Origin of the sequence: Pseudomonas sp. S31 (assembly GCF_016648105.1) — a bacterium.
In the GTDB taxonomy this organism is placed as follows: Bacteria; Pseudomonadota; Gammaproteobacteria; order Pseudomonadales; family Pseudomonadaceae; genus Aquipseudomonas.
Map to the genome: position 1 here is coordinate 58,438 of NZ_JACVVE010000017.1, position 16,131 is coordinate 74,568.

General features: G+C 65.9%; 19 protein-coding genes and 1 pseudogene. 5 read left to right on the plus strand and 15 right to left on the minus strand.

Annotation, left to right across the window (positions count from 1 at the left end; all coding sequences use genetic code 11):
* Positions 1-63: 63 nt before the first annotated feature.
* Both IAE37_RS14465 and IAE37_RS14470 read left to right on the plus strand, forming a co-directional pair.
* On the plus strand, positions 64-546 hold the full coding sequence (locus IAE37_RS14465; protein WP_201174665.1) for a hypothetical protein: 483 nt from the start codon (positions 64-66) through the stop codon (positions 544-546).
* Between the two features lie 145 nt (positions 547-691).
* Complete coding sequence (locus IAE37_RS14470) at positions 692-1,960, plus strand: OmpP1/FadL family transporter (RefSeq protein ID WP_201174666.1); 1,269 nt, start codon at positions 692-694, stop codon at positions 1,958-1,960.
* A 42-nt stretch (positions 1,961-2,002) separates the two neighbouring features.
* Here IAE37_RS14470 and IAE37_RS14475 read toward each other — a convergent pair whose 3' ends face one another.
* Positions 2,003-2,932, minus strand: a complete 930-nt coding sequence (locus IAE37_RS14475) for a LysR family transcriptional regulator (RefSeq protein ID WP_201174667.1) — start codon at positions 2,930-2,932, stop codon at positions 2,003-2,005.
* A 115-nt stretch (positions 2,933-3,047) separates the two neighbouring features.
* Between IAE37_RS14475 and IAE37_RS14480 the strand changes: the two genes are divergently transcribed.
* Entirely contained in the window at positions 3,048-3,308 is a 261-nt protein-coding gene (locus IAE37_RS14480) for a DUF2798 domain-containing protein (RefSeq protein ID WP_201174668.1), read from the plus strand.
* A 51-nt stretch (positions 3,309-3,359) separates the two neighbouring features.
* On the opposite strand, the gene IAE37_RS14485 is transcribed toward IAE37_RS14480, so the two are convergent.
* Positions 3,360-3,908 (minus strand): glutathione peroxidase, encoded by a 549-nt coding sequence (locus IAE37_RS14485; RefSeq protein WP_201174669.1) that lies wholly within the window; start codon positions 3,906-3,908, stop codon positions 3,360-3,362.
* A gap of 132 nt (positions 3,909-4,040) precedes the next feature.
* Here IAE37_RS14485 and IAE37_RS14490 point away from each other — a divergent pair, with 132 nt between their 5' ends.
* Positions 4,041-4,211, plus strand: a complete 171-nt coding sequence (locus tag IAE37_RS14490; RefSeq protein WP_201174671.1) for a YhfG family protein — start codon at positions 4,041-4,043, stop codon at positions 4,209-4,211.
* Positions 4,211-4,631, plus strand: a pseudogene (locus IAE37_RS14495) (Fic/DOC family protein). The gene IAE37_RS14490 and the pseudogene IAE37_RS14495 overlap by 1 nt, the downstream one beginning before the upstream one ends.
* A 4-nt stretch (positions 4,632-4,635) precedes the next feature.
* On the opposite strand, the gene IAE37_RS29020 reads toward IAE37_RS14495, so the two are convergent.
* From IAE37_RS29020 to cobO, 13 genes are all read right to left on the minus strand, one after another.
* Positions 4,636-4,758, minus strand: coding sequence for a hypothetical protein (locus tag IAE37_RS29020; RefSeq protein WP_268933320.1), 123 nt, complete (start codon positions 4,756-4,758; stop codon positions 4,636-4,638).
* Positions 4,755-5,957, minus strand: a complete 1,203-nt coding sequence (locus tag IAE37_RS14500) for an MFS transporter (RefSeq protein ID WP_236409962.1) — start codon at positions 5,955-5,957, stop codon at positions 4,755-4,757. Before IAE37_RS14500 ends, IAE37_RS29020 begins: the two co-directional genes overlap by 4 nt.
* Before the next feature lie 86 nt (positions 5,958-6,043).
* Positions 6,044-7,225 (minus strand): cellulase family glycosylhydrolase, encoded by a 1,182-nt coding sequence (locus IAE37_RS14505; protein ID WP_201174673.1) that lies wholly within the window; start codon positions 7,223-7,225, stop codon positions 6,044-6,046.
* A gap of 134 nt (positions 7,226-7,359) precedes the next feature.
* Positions 7,360-8,094, minus strand: a complete 735-nt coding sequence (locus tag IAE37_RS14510) for an adenosylcobinamide-GDP ribazoletransferase (protein ID WP_201174675.1) — start codon at positions 8,092-8,094, stop codon at positions 7,360-7,362.
* Between the two features lies 1 nt (position 8,095).
* Entirely contained in the window at positions 8,096-8,665 is a 570-nt protein-coding gene (gene cobC, locus IAE37_RS14515; protein ID WP_201174677.1) for an alpha-ribazole phosphatase family protein, read from the minus strand.
* Positions 8,662-9,717, minus strand: a complete 1,056-nt coding sequence (gene cobT, locus IAE37_RS14520; protein ID WP_201174679.1) for a nicotinate-nucleotide--dimethylbenzimidazole phosphoribosyltransferase — start codon at positions 9,715-9,717, stop codon at positions 8,662-8,664. Before cobT ends, cobC begins: the two co-directional genes overlap by 4 nt.
* Positions 9,714-10,235 carry a bifunctional adenosylcobinamide kinase/adenosylcobinamide-phosphate guanylyltransferase gene (cobU, locus tag IAE37_RS14525; RefSeq protein ID WP_201174681.1) on the minus strand — a complete coding sequence of 174 codons (522 nt, stop codon included), beginning with the start codon at positions 10,233-10,235 and terminating at the stop codon, positions 9,714-9,716. The genes cobT and cobU overlap by 4 nt, the downstream gene beginning before the upstream one ends.
* 1 nt (position 10,236) lies before the next feature.
* Positions 10,237-11,691, minus strand: coding sequence for a cobyric acid synthase (locus IAE37_RS14530; RefSeq protein ID WP_201174682.1), 1,455 nt, complete (start codon positions 11,689-11,691; stop codon positions 10,237-10,239).
* Positions 11,688-12,680, minus strand: a complete 993-nt coding sequence (cobD, locus tag IAE37_RS14535; RefSeq protein WP_201174685.1) for a threonine-phosphate decarboxylase CobD — start codon at positions 12,678-12,680, stop codon at positions 11,688-11,690. Before cobD ends, IAE37_RS14530 begins: the two co-directional genes overlap by 4 nt.
* On the minus strand, positions 12,673-13,581 hold the full coding sequence (cbiB, locus tag IAE37_RS14540; protein ID WP_201174687.1) for an adenosylcobinamide-phosphate synthase CbiB: 909 nt from the start codon (positions 13,579-13,581) through the stop codon (positions 12,673-12,675). Before cbiB ends, cobD begins: the two co-directional genes overlap by 8 nt.
* On the minus strand, positions 13,578-14,228 hold the full coding sequence (gene bluB, locus IAE37_RS14545; RefSeq protein ID WP_201174688.1) for a 5,6-dimethylbenzimidazole synthase: 651 nt from the start codon (positions 14,226-14,228) through the stop codon (positions 13,578-13,580). The genes cbiB and bluB overlap by 4 nt, the downstream gene beginning before the upstream one ends.
* Positions 14,225-15,520: a cobyrinate a,c-diamide synthase gene (locus IAE37_RS14550; RefSeq protein WP_201174689.1), complete on the minus strand. Its 1,296-nt coding sequence runs from the start codon at positions 15,518-15,520 to the stop codon at positions 14,225-14,227. The genes bluB and IAE37_RS14550 overlap by 4 nt, the downstream gene beginning before the upstream one ends.
* Positions 15,517-16,128: a cob(I)yrinic acid a,c-diamide adenosyltransferase gene (gene cobO, locus IAE37_RS14555; protein WP_201174692.1), complete on the minus strand. Its 612-nt coding sequence runs from the start codon at positions 16,126-16,128 to the stop codon at positions 15,517-15,519. The genes IAE37_RS14550 and cobO overlap by 4 nt, the downstream gene beginning before the upstream one ends.
* Positions 16,129-16,131: the final 3 nt, after the last annotated feature.

Below are 16,131 nucleotides of genomic sequence, written 5' to 3' on the forward strand. Positions count from 1 at the left end.
GCCTGACCATTCACCAGCTGCCAAGCTCCAGCGCCCGTCGGCCTTCAACTGCTCGAGGGCATCATGAGTATTGCCGCGAAGGAATTGTGTCAGTATGTGATCCGACCAACCCTGGTCTACCTCAATCGTCATTGCGCCAGTGCCGAAGCCCTGTTGCTGGGCGTCGCCGCCAGCCAGTCGACCCTCGGTTCGGTCTTGCATGACCGGCGCGGGCATGGGCTGTACCGGATCGGCGAACAACGCCACCAGGCCCTCTGGGACCACTATCTGGCCCGCGACCCCGAACTTGCCAGCCTCGTCCGCGGCCTGGCCAGCCAACACGCCTTCCTCGGCGGCCCGTACCTGGAACTCGCCGTCAACCTGCGTTACTCCACCGCCATTGCCTGGATGCTCATCGAAGAGCACGCCGCCCCCTTGCCGGCCGCCGACGACCTGATCGGCCTGGCACGAATCTGGCGCCAGGTATTCCACCCACAAGGCCGAATACGCGACTTCACCCTCGCCTGGCAGACCTGTGTCTCACAGAAAGTCCCGCAAGCCTCGTAAGAAAGGTCCTACCTACTGACTATATAAAAAGGAATTTTGGTCGGATTGTCCTACAAAAGCGCTCTATCTCCTGCGTTTGAGCCTATAGCGCGGCGCGTGATTTGTTGGTAGCTTTTCGCCCCGGAGACCTCAAGGAGTTCTAATAATGAAAAAAGCAATGCTCAAAACCTCCCTCGGCGTAGCCGTTGCCCTCGCATCCAGCCAACTGCTCGCCAGCGGCTTTGCGCTCAACGAGCAAAGCATCAGTGGGATGGGTACGGGGTTCGCGGGTCGTTCTTCTTCTGCCGAAGATGCAAGTACCGTGTTTGGCAACCCTGCCGGCATGTCGCGCCTCAAGCGCGAGCAAGTCACCGTGGGTGGCGCGGCCGTCATCGCAAAAACCGATATCTCGGGCCCAGGTAGCAACCTCGGGGGGGAAACCGATGGTGATATGGTTCCGGTTGTCGGCGTGCCGATGGGCTATTACGTAAAACCAATCGATGATCACTGGAGCGTTGGCTTCGGCGTCTACGTGCCGTTCGGCCTGGTCACCGACTATGGTAGCGACGATGCTGCTCGCTATTGGGGCAAGAAGAGCCACGTTCAGGTCATCACCTTCCAGCCAACCGTCAGCTACGCCTTCAACGACAAGGTATCGATCGGTTTCGGCCCGACCATCAACCGTATCGAGGGTGAGCTGGGATCGAGCTTGATCAACCCGTTCGGCCCAGCCGGCCAGAACGATGGCGAGGTGAAGATCAAGGGTGACGATACCGCCGTTGGCTACAACATCGGTATCCTGGTACAGGCCACCGACCGCACACGTATCGGCCTCACCTACCACTCGATGGTCGACTACAAGCTCGAAGGCAAGACCCGGGTCAGTACCCCTCTGATCGGCCCCTACGACGGCAGCAAGTTCGACGCTACCCTGAAGATCAAGACACCCGAGTCGATCGACCTTTCCGTGACCCACGAGCTGGATGATCACTGGACCCTCTACGCCGGTAGCACCTGGACTCGCTGGAGCCGTCTGGAAAACATCACCGTGCAGAACGACGTACCGACGGCGCTGCAAGGCTCGGCGTTCGAGACCATCACCGAGGAGCAGAACTGGCACGATACCTGGGCCCACGCCATTGGCGCTTCGTACCGCGTGAACAAGGAATGGGTACTGCGTACCGGCTTCTCCGTTGACCAGTCGCCGACCAATAACACCGACCGCTCTCCGCGCATCCCAACCGGCGACCGCAAGATCTTCAGCCTGGGTGCTGGCTGGAGCCCGAACGACGACATGACCATCGACGTGGCCTATTCCTACCTGTGGGAAGAAGACACCAAGGTCAACCAGGTCAGCACCACCAAAGGCAGCTACCAGGCCAAGTACGAAAACAGCGCTCACGGCATCGGTGCCTCCCTCACCTACCGCTTCTGATCGCCACCCGCTGCATGAAGAACCGCCCTCGTGGCGGTTTTTTCATGCCTGCACTTGCCAGCTATCGCCCAGCGATTCACGCAGGTAGTCCATGAACGCGCGCACCTTGGGCGTCAGGGCGAAGCGGTCGGCCAGGCACAGGTAAACGTCCATCGGCTCGGTCTGGGCATAGGCCTGACTGCTGTCGCTGTATTCGAATAGTGGCACCAGGGCGCCCGAGTCCAGGTGCGGGCGGACGATGAACTCAGCCAGCCGGGTGATGCCACCGTCGTTGAGCGCCATCTGCGCCAGGGCGTCGATGTCGTCGCTGACCAGCACGGTACCGAACTCTGCCTCGAAGCGCAGGCCGTCGCGCACGAACCCCCAACGCAGATACCGGCCATCGACCGGGTAGCGAAACACCAGGCAACGGTGCTCGTGCAGGGCTTCAGGCGTGGTCGGCAGGCCGGCCTTGGCCAGGTAGCCGGGCGATGCGCAGCAGATGAAAGGAATACGGGCGATATGCCGGGCGAGCAGCTGGTCTTCCAGTTGCGCAGCGATGCGCAGGCTGATGTCGACGTCTTCGCGGGCGTGACTCACGCGACGATCAGTCGTTACCAGTTCTATCGAAAGCAGCGGATAACGAGCACTGAACGCGGGTATCAGCGGCGCCAGCACATGCCGACCGAACGCCGAGGTCGAGGCAATGCAGAGCCGGCCCTGGGGCTCGCTGTCGGGAGTGGTGACCGCGTGCTCAGCGAGGGCAAGGTCGCGCTCGACCTGTCGGACCCGTTCGTAATACAACGCACCGGCCGGTGTCAGGGCCATGCTGCGGGTGGTACGGCTAACCAAGCGCACCTGCAGGTGGCTTTCCAGGCGTGCCAGGTTCTGGCTGACGGCTGCCGGGCTGAGGCCGAGCATGCGAGCGCCGCCAGCGATGCTGCCGGCCTCGACGACCTTGACGAAGCTGCGAATGGCATTGAGCAGGTCCATGATGCGCCCAGAGATTCGTAAGAATCTCTTTATAGAGAACTTAGCATTGCCGGTCTACAGACCCTGTGCCCGGCATTGCTAACCTGCGGCCTCATCCATTGTTCCAGGAGTTCGCATGAGCAACCTGTCCCAGCCACGTATCGGGCGCAAGCTCCGCCCCGCCGCAACCCCCTATGTGTTCGCGTTCTTCATGTCGTCGATCATGGCGTTACTGATGTGCTTCGTGATCACAGCGGCGAATGCGGGAGTCAACCCGCAGTACCTGAGCAACGTGCTGAAGGCCTACCAACTGGCGATGCCGGTCGCCTTCGTCTGCGTGCTGCTGGTGCGGCCAATCGTGTTGCGCCTGGTAGCGCTGACCGTGCACCCCCATTAGCTTGCTCCCCTCGCCCCACCAATAACGGCTTTTGGCTTTGGGCAGAAACTCTCAAGGCTTGGAGGCAATCGCCTGTTCGATCGCTTCCCTGAACGCAGGATCATCAGGCTTGGTCAGGCTGGAGAAATTGCCGATCACCTTGCCCTGCCGATCCACCACGTACTTGTAGAAGTTCCACTTCGGCGCACTGCTCTGGTTGGCAAGCTCCACGAACAACGGAACCGCGTCCTTGCCCCGCACCGGCTGCGCCTTGGTCATGGTGAAGGTCACGCCATAGTTCGCGTAGCACACCTTCGCGGTGTTCTCGGCGTTGTCGTCTTCCTGCTTGAAGTCATTCGAGGGCACGCCGAGCATCTCCAGCCCCTGCTCGTGGTATTCCTTGTAGGTAGCCTCAAGCCCCTCGAACTGTGGGGCAAATCCGCAATAGCTGGCGGTATTGATGACTACCAGCGGCTTTCCGGCAAAGCGCTCGCACAAGTCCACCTGCCCCTTGCCTCGCAACTCCGGCAGGCTGCCCTGCAACAACGCCGGGCAGTCCGCCGCCCAGCTCGCGGTACTCAGCAAAGCCAGCGCCGGCAACATCAACCAAGGTGCACGCATGGTGTGGTTCTCCTGCTGACGATCGTGAGCCTGCAGGTTAGCGCTTAACACACGCCCATGGCTAATGGTTGCGGGCATCACAAAAAAACGTAGGGTTATAATGCCTCCAATCACGCCAGAGCGAACCGAACCATGGCCCCGACCGACCTGCAAGCGAAGAAAGCACACGCAGCCAGTAAACGCCGCTCGAACTATGCCGCAAGCTTGCGCCTGGAGGGGTTTGCAGCCTCGCTGGAAGATGCAGAAAAACCACTGCCTTCCAAAGAAGATGTGTTGAAGGCCTACATGAAACCCACACGCTGATGACTGATAGATATGGCATAGATCAAGACCCTTACTGTTATGCCTACAGTTCAGTACTGCGCAACAAGCTGAATATTCATGACGAGGCCGAGCTGAATCAAGCCGAGCGCCTCCTTTCGGCAATCGCTGCCGAACACATCGAGTTTGAACCACCTCCCTACGACCTGGATTACCTTTGCCGCATCCACAGCGCTCTATTTTCGGTATTCCGAGCTGAACGTCGTGCACCCTTTCAGAGAGGGAAACGGACGCACGCAACGGATACTTTTCGAACACATCGTTTACAACGCCGGGTATGACATCAGCTGGTGGGGCGTGGAACCCGAACAGTGGTTGAATGCCAACATAGCGGCCTATCACTGTGATCTCGGGCCTTTGATCACTGTCTTCGATAGATGCATTGGAGCGCCTCTTACCTAGGGACCTAACACACGCCCATGCCCAGTTGCATCAGCGCCAACCCACCGTTCTGCCAGCCCCACCACGCCACTCCCAGCAGCAGCAAGAACACCGCCGCCAGCAGCCCACGCACCAGATAGCGGCTCATGCTGCCTGGGCCTGCAAGCGCGCGACCGGGCGTTCGCGCACCGGCCAGTTGAGGGCCGCTGCCATCACGCTGAGCAGGATCGATATCTGCCAGACCAGGTCATAGTTGCCGGTCTGGTCATACACCAGGCCGCCCAGCCAGCCACCGAGAAATGCCCCCAGTTGATGGAACAGGAAGACGATGCCACCGAGCATCGACAGGTTGCGCACGCCAAACACCGTGGCCACGGTGCCATTGGTCAGCGGCACCGTGGACAGCCACAACAAGCCCATGGCGATGCCGAACAGGTAGGCACTGAACTCGGTCACCGGCGCCCACAGGAACAATAGGATGACCACCCCACGCAGCAGGTACAGGGCGCTGAGCAAGCGTGGCTTGGACATCCGCCCGCCAAGCCAGCCGGCGACGTAGGTGCCGACGATATTGAACAGACCGACCAGCGCCAGCACGGTGGTGCCGGTAGCGGCGGCCAGGTGCTGGTCCACCAGGTAGGCCGGCAGGTGCACGCCGATGAACACCACCTGGAAGCCGCAGACGAAGAAGCCCAGCGCCAGCAGCCAGAACCCAGAATGCGAGCAAGCCTCGCGCAGTGCCTGGCCGAGGGTCTGCTCGTTGCCATGGCTGGGCAACGGGCGGTCGCGCAACAGGCCCACGAACGGCACGATCAACGCCACCAGCAGCCCCAGCACCAGCAACGCCGTCGACCAGCCCAGCCATTGGATCAGGCCCTGGCTGCCGGGCAGCATGGCGAACTGGCCGAACGAGCCCGCGGCGCTGGCGATCCCCATTGCCACGCTGCGTTTCTCCGCAGGCACTGCGCGCCCCACAACGCCGAGAATGACCGAGAACGAGGTGCCGGAAAGGCCGATGCCAATCAACAAACCCGCGCTGAGCGACAGTGAAAGGGGCGAGTCGGCCATGCTCATCAGGGCCAGGCCGGCGGCATACAGCACACCACCGATGATCACCACCCGCGCCGCCCCCAGCCGATCGGCCAGGGCGCCAGCGAAAGGCTGAGCCAGCCCCCAGACCAGGTTCTGCAAGGCGATGGCGAAGGCGAATACCCCTCGGCCCCAGCCAAAGTCCGCGCTCATCGGCGCCAGGAACAGGCCGAAGCCGTGCCGCACGCCCAGTGACAGAGCGAGGATCACCGCCGCGCCCGCCAGTACCCAACCGCTGGTTCGCCACACCGAAGTCATTGTCGTTATCTCCAGCACATCGCAAGGCCCACGGGTATATACCCGCCTCCATGATGTTGCAAGACGTTTCACTTCATGGCCAGCCGTCAATCACCCGACAAGCGCTTGCGGATCGGTTCGAACATGTTGGTTGCCTGGCGCGGCACCGGGTCGGGGGCACCCTGCTCGATGGCCTGCCAGTAGCGCCAAGGCACCTTGGCCGAGCCCAGCTCGTAGTCCATACCCTCCCAATTGTCTTCGCGAAAGCTGTAGAAGGCCCAGTGCAAGGCGTTCTGGTCCAGCACCGTGAGAACGTCTTCGAGGTATTGACGGCACCCTGGAAGGCGGCGCATGCAGCCGAACTCACCGACCACCAGGCGCGAACGCGGCAGGCCCACTGCGTCGGCCCAGGCCAGCGGTTGCTGCAGGTACTGCTGTATCCGCTCGCCGTCCCAGCGCTCGGATCGACCGGCGAAGGGCACCGCCCCTGGGTAGGCAAAGGGTGCCTGGCGGGTCATGTTGGGGGCGCTGGTGGCCGCGTAGGGCTCGTACATGTGCAGGCTGTAGAGCACTCGGTCATCTGCCAGCGGGGCCGGCCAGTAGCCAAAGGCATCGGCTGCCGCGTACCAGCCAGCGTCGAGCATGATCGGGGTGAGCGGATCCACCTCACGGATCGCCGCGATCACCTGGCGGTACAACGCCGGCAGGTCGCGGGACCCGCCCTGCGCGGTGGCGTACCACTGCTGCATGGCGGCGAGGCTGGCGTGTTCGGCCAGGCCGCCTTGTTTTTCCGGTGCCGGTTCGTTGATCAGGTTGTAGGCGGCGATGGCCGGGTGGTCCTTCAGTTCACCCGCCAGGTCACGCCAGAATGCGGTGGCCTGGGTCCAGTAGCGCTTGTCTTGCCAGAGGCGATCGTCGAACTGGCCCTGGTTGTTCTGCGACCAGCGCATGCCCGGCAAGGACAATGGTGCGATGACCACCTTCAAGCCTGCCGCGTGGGCGTGGTCGAGGGTTTCGCGTAGCTGGGCCAGATCGGCTGGGGGCAGGCCGGGGTAATGGTCGGCGTTGCCCAGAAGGAAGTCGCGCTGGGCCGGTTGCCATTTGTCATAGGACAACCGTACCCAGGTCGCACCATAGCCGCGCAGGGCGTCGAAATAGGTGCGGTCGGGCGGGAGTCGGTTGAAGCTGTTACCGCCGTGGCGGGGTGTGTTCCAGAAATCGATGAGGTCGGCGGCGTTGCCGGGAAGGGCCTGGGCTGCCAGCAGGGTGGCGAGGATCCAGCGGTGCATGGGGTGGCCTCCTTGGCCAGGAATGGGAGCAGCCGAGGATACGCGCTTGGGGCCGGGTCGCTGGCGGGGATGCGTTGCTGGACGTTTCGGGGTGTTTGGCTTGAATCATGTGGCGGGGCGGATATCTCAAGCCTTCAAACCACCAACGCCAGCCCCACCACCACCGTCAGCTCGAGCAACTCCAACATCGCCCCAGCGGTATCACCCGTGGCCCCCCCCAGTCGCTGGCACATCATGCGCCGCAACCAGCCGAACACCGCCAGCGCCGCCAGCAGCGGCCAGAGTGCCGGCCAGCCTCCCAGGACCAGGCAGCCCAGCAGGCTGGCGAACAGCACCCAGCCAGCCGCCCGCCGAGGCAGGTGCTCGGCCAACGCCTGGCCCAAGCCACCCGGCCGCACATACGGCGTGCCGAGAAACAACCCGAGCATGGCCGCCCGCCCAACCACCGGCGCCAGCACCAGCAAGGCGCCCTCCCCCTGCTCCACCAGCACCCACACCGCGCAAAACTTGAGCAGCAGCGTCAGTACCAGAGCCACCACGGCAATCGGGCCGCTGCGCGGGTCCTTCATGATCTGCAAGGTGCGCTCACGGTCGCCGAAGCCACCCAACCAGGCGTCGGCACTGTCGGCCAGGCCGTCCAGGTGCAAGGCACCACTGAGCAATACCCACAGCGTCAGCAGCAGCGCTGCCTGCAATGGCGCCGGCGATCCTTGCAGCAGGTAACTGGCCAGCCATAGCAGCAACCCGAACAGCAAGCCAACCAGCGGGTAATACAGCAGCGAGCGGCCCATCTCGCGAGGCTCGGGCATGCCCGGCAAATTCACCGGCAGGCTACTGAGAAACTGCAGGGCGATCCAGAATGGCAGCATTTCAACTCACCTCCCGTAACTGCCCGTCATCACCCACTGCCAGGTGTACCAACGCACCGTGCCGCACCTCGACCTGCAGCAACTGCTCCCTGGGCAGGCCACGGGCGCGAGCCAGCAACAAGCGCATCACACCACCGTGGGTCACCAGCAGCACGCGTTTGCCGGCATGCTGCCGGGCCAGCGTTTCGATCGCGCGGCTCACCCGCTGATCGAACGCCAGTACCGGCTCGCCGTCAGGTGGCGTGAAGGCGTAGGGATCGGCCCAGAAACGCCCCAGTCCATCGGCGTCGGTCTGCATGATCTGCGCCGCGCTGCGCCCTTCCCAGGCGCCGAAATGCAGCTCCTGCACATCGGCTTCGCACTGGACCGTCAGGCCCAGGCGGCTTCCCAGGGTTTCGGCGAACCGTGCGCAACGCTGCAGCGGCGAGGTCACCAGCACATCCCATGGACCCGCCCCAGCAATGCCTGCGTGCATCTGCGCCCAACCCTGCTCGGTCAGGGCATCGTCGAGGCTGCCGCGCAAGCCGCCACCCAGTTCGGTCGCACCATGGCGCAACAGGTCGAGCCTCACGCCGGACGGTCCGCCACTGCAGCTTCGGCAAAAGTCGCCATCTGCCCATGCAGCGCGCAGGCCAGGCGCAACAGCGGCACGGCCAGCGCCGCGCCACTGCCCTCGCCCAGACGCAGGCCGAGGGCCAGCAGCGGGTCGGCCTGCAGGGTTTCGAGCACGGCTTGGTGACCTGGCTCGGCGCCCTGGTGGGCAAACAGCAGCCAATCGCGGCACTGCGGATTCAGGCGTACGGCCAGCAGCGCCGCGACGCTGCAGATGAAGCCGTCGACCAGCACCGCGATGCCGGCCTGGGCGCAAGCCAGGTAGGCCCCGGCCAGCGCCGCGATCTCCAGGCCGCCGACACAGGCCAGTGCTCGCAGCGGCTCGTCGGCGCGCAGGCCATGCAGCAGGCGCGCGCGCTCGATCACCTCGGCCTTGTGCCGCACCCCCGCTTGGTCCAGGCCAGTACCCGGGCCGCTCAGCGCCAGTGCCGGACAGTCGAGCAGGACAGAGGCCAAGGCGGCGGCCGAGGTCGTGTTGCCAATGCCCATCTCGCCACCGATGAACAGCTGCGCACCGCCTCCGGCCGCTCGCAGCGCGCTGTCACGCCCGGCCTGCAAGGCGGCCTGCAACTGACTGTCGGTCATCGCCGGCTGGCGAGCGAAGTTGGCGGTACCGGCGGCCACACGCAAATGGCGCACACCGGGCAGATCGAGGCTGAGGTCGATGGTACCCAGGTCGACCACCTCGAGGCTGGCCCCCAGCTCCCGAGCCAGCACGCTGATGGCCGCGCCACCACCGACGAAGTTGCGCAGCATCTGCCCGGTGACCGCTTGCGGATAGGCCGAAACGCCCTCCTCGACCACCCCATGATCACCGGCGAACAGGCCGATGGCGACCCGCTCCAGGCTGGGGCGTTCGCAACCTTGCAGGCCAGCCAGGCGTTCAGCCAGGCCTTCGAGCTGGCCCAGGGAGCCTGCGGGTTTGGTCAGCTGCCGCTGGCGTTCGCGGGCCTGTTGCAGGGCGCTGTGGTCAAGTGCGTGGCAGGCGTCGCACCACCAGGTCGGATTCATAGAGCAGGTCCTTTGAGCATGAGAGGCAGGCCGGCCACGGTCAGCACCACGCGCTGGCAACGCTCGGCCACGGCCTGATGCAACCAGCCTGCCTGGTCGACGTAACGACGGGTCAGCTCGCCCATGGGCACTACGCCCAGGCCGGTTTCGTTGCTGACCAGGATGATTGTGCCGGGCAGTTGTTCCAGGCAGTCGAGCAGCGCATCGCGCTCTGCGGCCAGGCGCTGGTCGTCTTCGAGCATCAGCAGGTTGGTCAGCCACAGGGTCAGGCAATCGACCAGCAGGCAACGCCCGGCGACGGCCTCGGCGCGCAGCACATGGGCCAGCGCCAGAGGCTCTTCGATCAACCCCCAGGCAGCGGGCCGACGCTCGCGGTGCAGGCGCACGCGTTCGTTCATTTCACCGTCCAGCGGCTCGCTGGTGGCGATATAGGTGACCGGCAGTCCGCTTTCGCTGGCCAGCCGTTCGGCCAGGCGGCTCTTGCCAGAACGGGCGCCGCCGAGAATCAGGTTGCGCATATCAGGCGACTCCACAGAGTTGGCGGAGCAGCGCGGTGTCCAGGTGCTTTTCCACCAGGTCGGCCAGGCGCTCGATGTCGCGTTCGCGCAAGGCCTCGTAGTCGACCGGTTGCACATCCTCCAGGCCCGCCCAGCGCAGCAGCGCGGCGCAGGACTGGCTGCCCTCGAACAGGCCATGCAGGTAGGTGGCGAGGATCTGCCCATCGGCGCTGAGCGCACCGTCGCAGCGGCCATCGGCCAAGCGCACGGCAGGATGCTCCAGGGCCGCGCCGGTAGTGACGCCGGCATGGATCTCGTAGCCAGTCACCGGCGCGGCCTCCAGGTCCAAGGTACCGGCGACGTTGCGCAGCTGCTTGTCGGCTTCGAGCACCGTGGCGTAGTCGAGCAGGCCAAGCCCGAGGCTGGAGCCAGCCGACCCTTCCAGGCCCAGGGGGTCGTGCACTTCGCGGCCGAGCATCTGCAGCCCGCCGCAAATGCCGATGAGCTTGCCGCCATAGCGCAGGTGCCGGGCAATGGCGCGGTCCCAGCCGCGAGCGCGCAGTTGCGCGAGGTCGCCGCGCACGCTCTTGGAGCCCGGCAGGATGATCAGGTCGGCGGGCGGGATCGGCTGGCCCGGACCGATGAATTGCAGGTCAACCTGCGGGTGCAGGCGCAGTGGGTCGAAGTCGGTGTGGTTGCTGATACGCGGCAGTACCGGGACGATCACCTTGAGCACGCGCTCGCGCTTGACCGCCTGGCGTACGTCGATGCCATCCTCGGCCTCCAGGTGCAGGTCGGTGACATAAGGCAGCACGCCGAGTACTGGCTTGCCGGTACGCTGCTCGAGCCAATCGAGGCCCGGCTGGAGCAAGGCGATGTCGCCGCGAAAGCGATTGATCACGAAGCCCTTGACCCGCGCCTGCTCGCTGGGCGAAAGCAGTTCGAGGGTGCCGACCAGGTGGGCGAAGACACCCCCGCGATTGATGTCGGCGACCAGGATCACCGGGCAGTCGACCGCCTCGGCGAAGCCCATGTTGGCGATGTCGCCGGCACGCAGGTTGATCTCGGCGGGCGAGCCCGCGCCCTCGACCATCACCACCGGGTAGTCGGCAGACAGGCGCTGGTGCGAGGCCAGCACCGCTTGCATGGCGATGGCCTTGTAGTCGTGATAGGCCACCGCGTTCATGCTGGTGACGGCACGGCCGTGGATGATCACCTGGGCGCCGGTATCGCTGTTGGGCTTGAGCAGCACCGGGTTCATGTCGGTATGCGGCGCCAGCCGGCAGGCCTGGGCCTGCACCGCCTGGGCGCGACCGATCTCGCCACCATCGGCAGTCACCGCGCTGTTGAGCGCCATGTTCTGCGGCTTGAACGGCACCACGCCGATGCCCTGGCGCAGCAGCCAACGGCACAGGGCGGTGACCAGCGTGCTCTTGCCGGCATCGGAGGTGGTGCCTTGCACCATGAGGGTGGTCATGCCGTTTCCTTGTGATAGTCAGCCAGGGCCTGGGCCAGGCGCTGTTCGTCCGTGGCGTTGGCGGGCAGGCCCAGGCGCACCGCCGCAGGCTGCTCGAACAGGCGCACGAGGATGCCGCGGCGGGCGAGAAAGTCATGCAGCTGCGCGGCGCGATCGCTGCGCACGTACTGGAACAGGTCACAGCCGCCGCTGGGCGCCAGGCCGTGAGTGCGAAGCAGGGCCGCCAGGCGTTGGCTGGCCTCGCGGCACCGTGCGATCTGCCGGGCATGGGCGGCCTGGTCGGCGAAACAGGTCTGGGCCAGCACCCGGGTCGGGCCGCTGACGGTCCACGGCCCGAGCAGTTCCGCCAGGCGCTGCAACAACGGCTGTTCGGCAACCACGCAGCCCAGCCGCACGCCGGCCAGGCCAAAGAACTTGCCGAACGAGCGCAGCACGATCAGCCCGGGGCGCTCGGCGCAGTCGATCACGCTGAGCGCGGGCGTGTTGTCCATGAATGCTTCGTCGACCAGCAGCCAGCCACCGCGTGCCGCCAGGCGCGCGTGCCAGGCCAGCAGGCGCGCGCGTGGCACGCAGCGGCCGGTGGGGTTGTTCGGGTTGACCAACACCAGTACATCGAGGCGGTCGAGCGCGGCGTCGACCTCGGCGTCATCGAGCTCGACCAGCGTGTGCCCGGCGCGTCGCCAGGCCTGGGTATGCTCGGCGTAACAGGGCGACAGCACGCCGACCCGGCTGCTCGGGCGCAGCGTCGGCAAGGCCTGGATCGCCGCCTGCGAGCCGGCCACCGGCAGCAGCTGGCGTGCGCCGTAATAGCGACGCGCCGCTTGTTCCAGGCCATCTTCGGTTTCCGGCAGACGGGCCCAGGCCTCGATGGGAATGGACGGGATCGGGTAAGGCCAGGGAGCGATGCCACTGGACAGGTCGAGCCAGTCTTCGCGAGCGATGCCGTACTGCCGCACCGCCCGTAGCAGGCGGCCTCCGTGCTCAAGCATAGAAGCAGCCTCCCAGGGCGATCAGCAGCAGCCACAGCCACACGCCGCGCTGCACCAGGCTCCAGCCGCGCTCGATGGCCTCGGCATCGGCCACCGGCCCCTCGCCCAGGCGGGGGCGCTCATGCAGCTCGCCGTGGTACACCGCAGGCCCTCCGAGCTCCACGGCCAAGGCACCGGCACCAGCAGCCATCACCGGCCCGGCATTGGGGCTGTCCCACAGCGGCGCCTGCCGGCGCCAGCAGGCCAGGGCCAGGCGCGTCTGGCCGAGCAGCGCGTAGGTCAAAGCCACCAGCCGTGCCGGAATGTAGTTAAGGACGTCGTCGATACGTGCCGCGCACCAGCCGAAGCGCTCGAAGCGCTCGTTGCGATAGCCCCACATGGCATCCAGGGTATTGCTCAGGCGGTACAGCACCACCCCCGGCGCCCCTGCCACGACGAACCAGAACAGCGCAGCGAACACCGCATCGCTGCCATTTTCCAGCACCGACTCGGTGGCCGCCCGGGCCACTGCGGGTTCGTCCAGCTCACGGGTCTCGCGGCTGACCAGATAGCCGACGCGCCGACGCGCCTCTTCCAGGTCGCCTTGGCGCAGGGCATTGGCCACCGGCAGCACATGCTCGCCCAGGCTGCGCAGGCCAAGGGCACAATACAGCGCCAGCACGTCCACCAGCCAACCGACATAGGGCAGCCAGGACAGGATCAGCGCCACCAGGGTCAACGGCACCACGGCCAGGAACCAGGCACTCACGCCATGGCTGCGCCAGCCACGGCCCCCGGCGTTCAGGCGCCGCTCCAGGTTCGACGCCAGGTTGCCGAAGCCCACCAGCGGGTGGCGTCGGCTCGGCTCGCCGAGCAGGGCATCCAGGGCCACGCCAGCCACGGTCAGCAAGGCCACGCTCATGGCTGCTCTCCCCAACGGTTCTCGAACAACATGTCGCCCAGGGGGCGCTCCTCGGCCCAGTGCTCCTGCACCAGCATGGGCGCATCGTAGAATTCATGTACCGGCCCCAGGCACAGCACCGCCACCGGCTTGGCCCCGGCGGGCATGCCCAGCAGTTCGGCCAGGGCCTGCGGGTCGAACAGCGACACCCAACCCATGCCCAGGCCCTCGGCACGGGCCGCCAGCCACAGGTTCTGGATGGCGCAGGCCAACGAGGCCAAGTCCATTTCAGGCAGGGTGCGGCGGCCGAAGATGTGCGCCTCGCGCTTGTCCATCAAGGCCGCTACCAGCACCTCGGCGCAATCATCGATACCTTCGACCTTGAGCTTCATGAACGCGTCGGAGCGCTCGCCCAGCGCCTCGGCCGTGCGCACACGCTCCTCCTCGACCAGCGCCTGGATACGCCCGCGCAGCGCGCGCTGGCTGATGCGAATGAAACGCCATGGCTGCATCAGGCCGACGCTCGGCGCCTGGTGCGCAGCCGCCAGCAGCCGCCCTAGCAGCTCGGGGGCCACCGTGCCGCCGGCGAAGTGGCGCATGTCACGGCGCTCACCGATGGCCCGGTAGACGGCTGCGCGCTCGGCAGCGCTGTACGCGTGATCATTCATGGTCGCAGCAGCGCCGCCGTCGCTTCAGGGTTGGAGGAGAAATAGAAATGCACGTACGAGGCGGTCATGCGCCCCTGGCGATATACCGCTTCGTTGCCACGCCCGCCATTGGGGCTCTGGCCGCGAGCGATCGGCTGCAGCTCGGTGCTGGTCAGCGAGTGGTGGTAGGTGTGGCCGCGCAAGGTGCCTTCCGGCAGTTCCACGGCTTGCAGGGCCAGGGCCGCCAGGCGCTTCTGCATGGTCGCCTCGCCCGGTAGCAGGCCAAGCAGTTCGGCGCGCTCGCCGGCCACGTCGGTCAGCGCCTCGAGCAGGTAGAGCATACCGCCGCACTCGGCGAGCAAGGGTTTGCCCGCCGCATGGTGGGCACGAATCGCCTCGTTCATCGGTGCGTTGGCGGCCAGCGCGTGATGGTGCAATTCAGGATAGCCGCCGGGCAGGTACAAGCTGTCCACCTGCGGCAGCTCGCGGTCGTGCAACGGCGAGAAGAACGCCAGTTGCGCGCCCAGCTGGCGCAGCAGGTCGAGGTTGGCGCCATAGGTGAAGGCGAACGCCTCGTCCCGCGCCACGCCGATACGGACGCCAGCCAGCGCAGCGGCGCGCGCCTGCGGCTGTGGCTCGGCAAAAGCCACGGGCGGCGGCAAAGCGGCATCGCAACTGGCGCCCAAGGCTTCGGCAGCGGCGTCCAGGCGCGCATCCAGGTCATTCAGCTCGCTGGCCTGGACCAGGCCCAGGTGACGGCTGGGCAGCTCGATGCCGCGCTCGCGCGACAGCCCGCCGTACCAGCGCAGGCCCTCGGTCAGGCTGCCTTCGAGCAATTGCGCGTGGCGCAGGCTGCCGACTCGGTTGGCCAGCACCCCGGCGAACGGCAGGTCGGCCTGGTAGCGCGCCAAGCCCAAGGCCAGGGCGCCGAACGTCTGGGCCATGGCCGTGCCGTCGATCACCGCCAGCACCGGCACACCGAAATGGCGCGCCAGGTCGGCGCTGGAGGGCGTGCCGTCGAACAGCCCCATGACCCCTTCGATGAGGATCAGCTCGGCATCACCCGCCGCGTCCCACAACAGGCGGCGGCTTTCCTCGGCGCCGATCATCCACAGGTCGAGCTGGTACACCGGCGCGCCGCTGGCGCGCTCGAGAATCATCGGGTCGAGAAAATCGGGCCCGCACTTGAACACGCGAACCTTGCGCCCGAGATTGCGGTGCAGACGGGCCAGGGCCGCAGTGACGGTGGTCTTGCCTTGGCCGGAGGCCGGTGCCGCGATCAACACAGCCGGGCAGTGGCGCGTTCGGCTCACAGTTCGACGCCCTTCTGCGCGCGAATACCGGCCTGGAAGGCGTGCTTGAGCATGCCCATCTCGGTCACGGTGTCGGCCATCTCGATCATTTCCGGCTTGGCGGCGCGACCGGTGACGATCACGTGCTGCATCGGCGGGCGCGCCTGGATATCGGCAAGCACCTGGTCGAGGTCCAGGTAGCCATGCTTGAGGGCGATGTTCAGCTCGTCGAGCACCACGAACTGCACCGACGGGTCCTGCAGCAGTTGCCGCGATACCGCCCAGGCCGCTTCGGCGGCGGCGATGTCGCGCTGGCGGTCCTGGGTTTCCCAGGTGAAGCCTTCGCCCATCACGTGGTAGCGCACCTGTTCGGGGAAGCGCCGGAAGAACAGCTCCTCGCCGGTGCTGTTGCGGCCCTTGATGAACTGCACCACACCGCACTGCATGCCGTGGCCGAGGGCCCGGGCGAGCATGCCGAAGGCCGAGCTGCTCTTGCCCTTGCCGTTGCCGGTGAGCACCAGCAGCAGGCCGCATTCGTTGGGGGAGTTGGCGATGCGCTCGTCGATGATCGCCTTCTTGCGCTGCATGCGCGCCAGGTGGCGTTCGTCGCGTTCGGGGGTTTCGCTCATCAG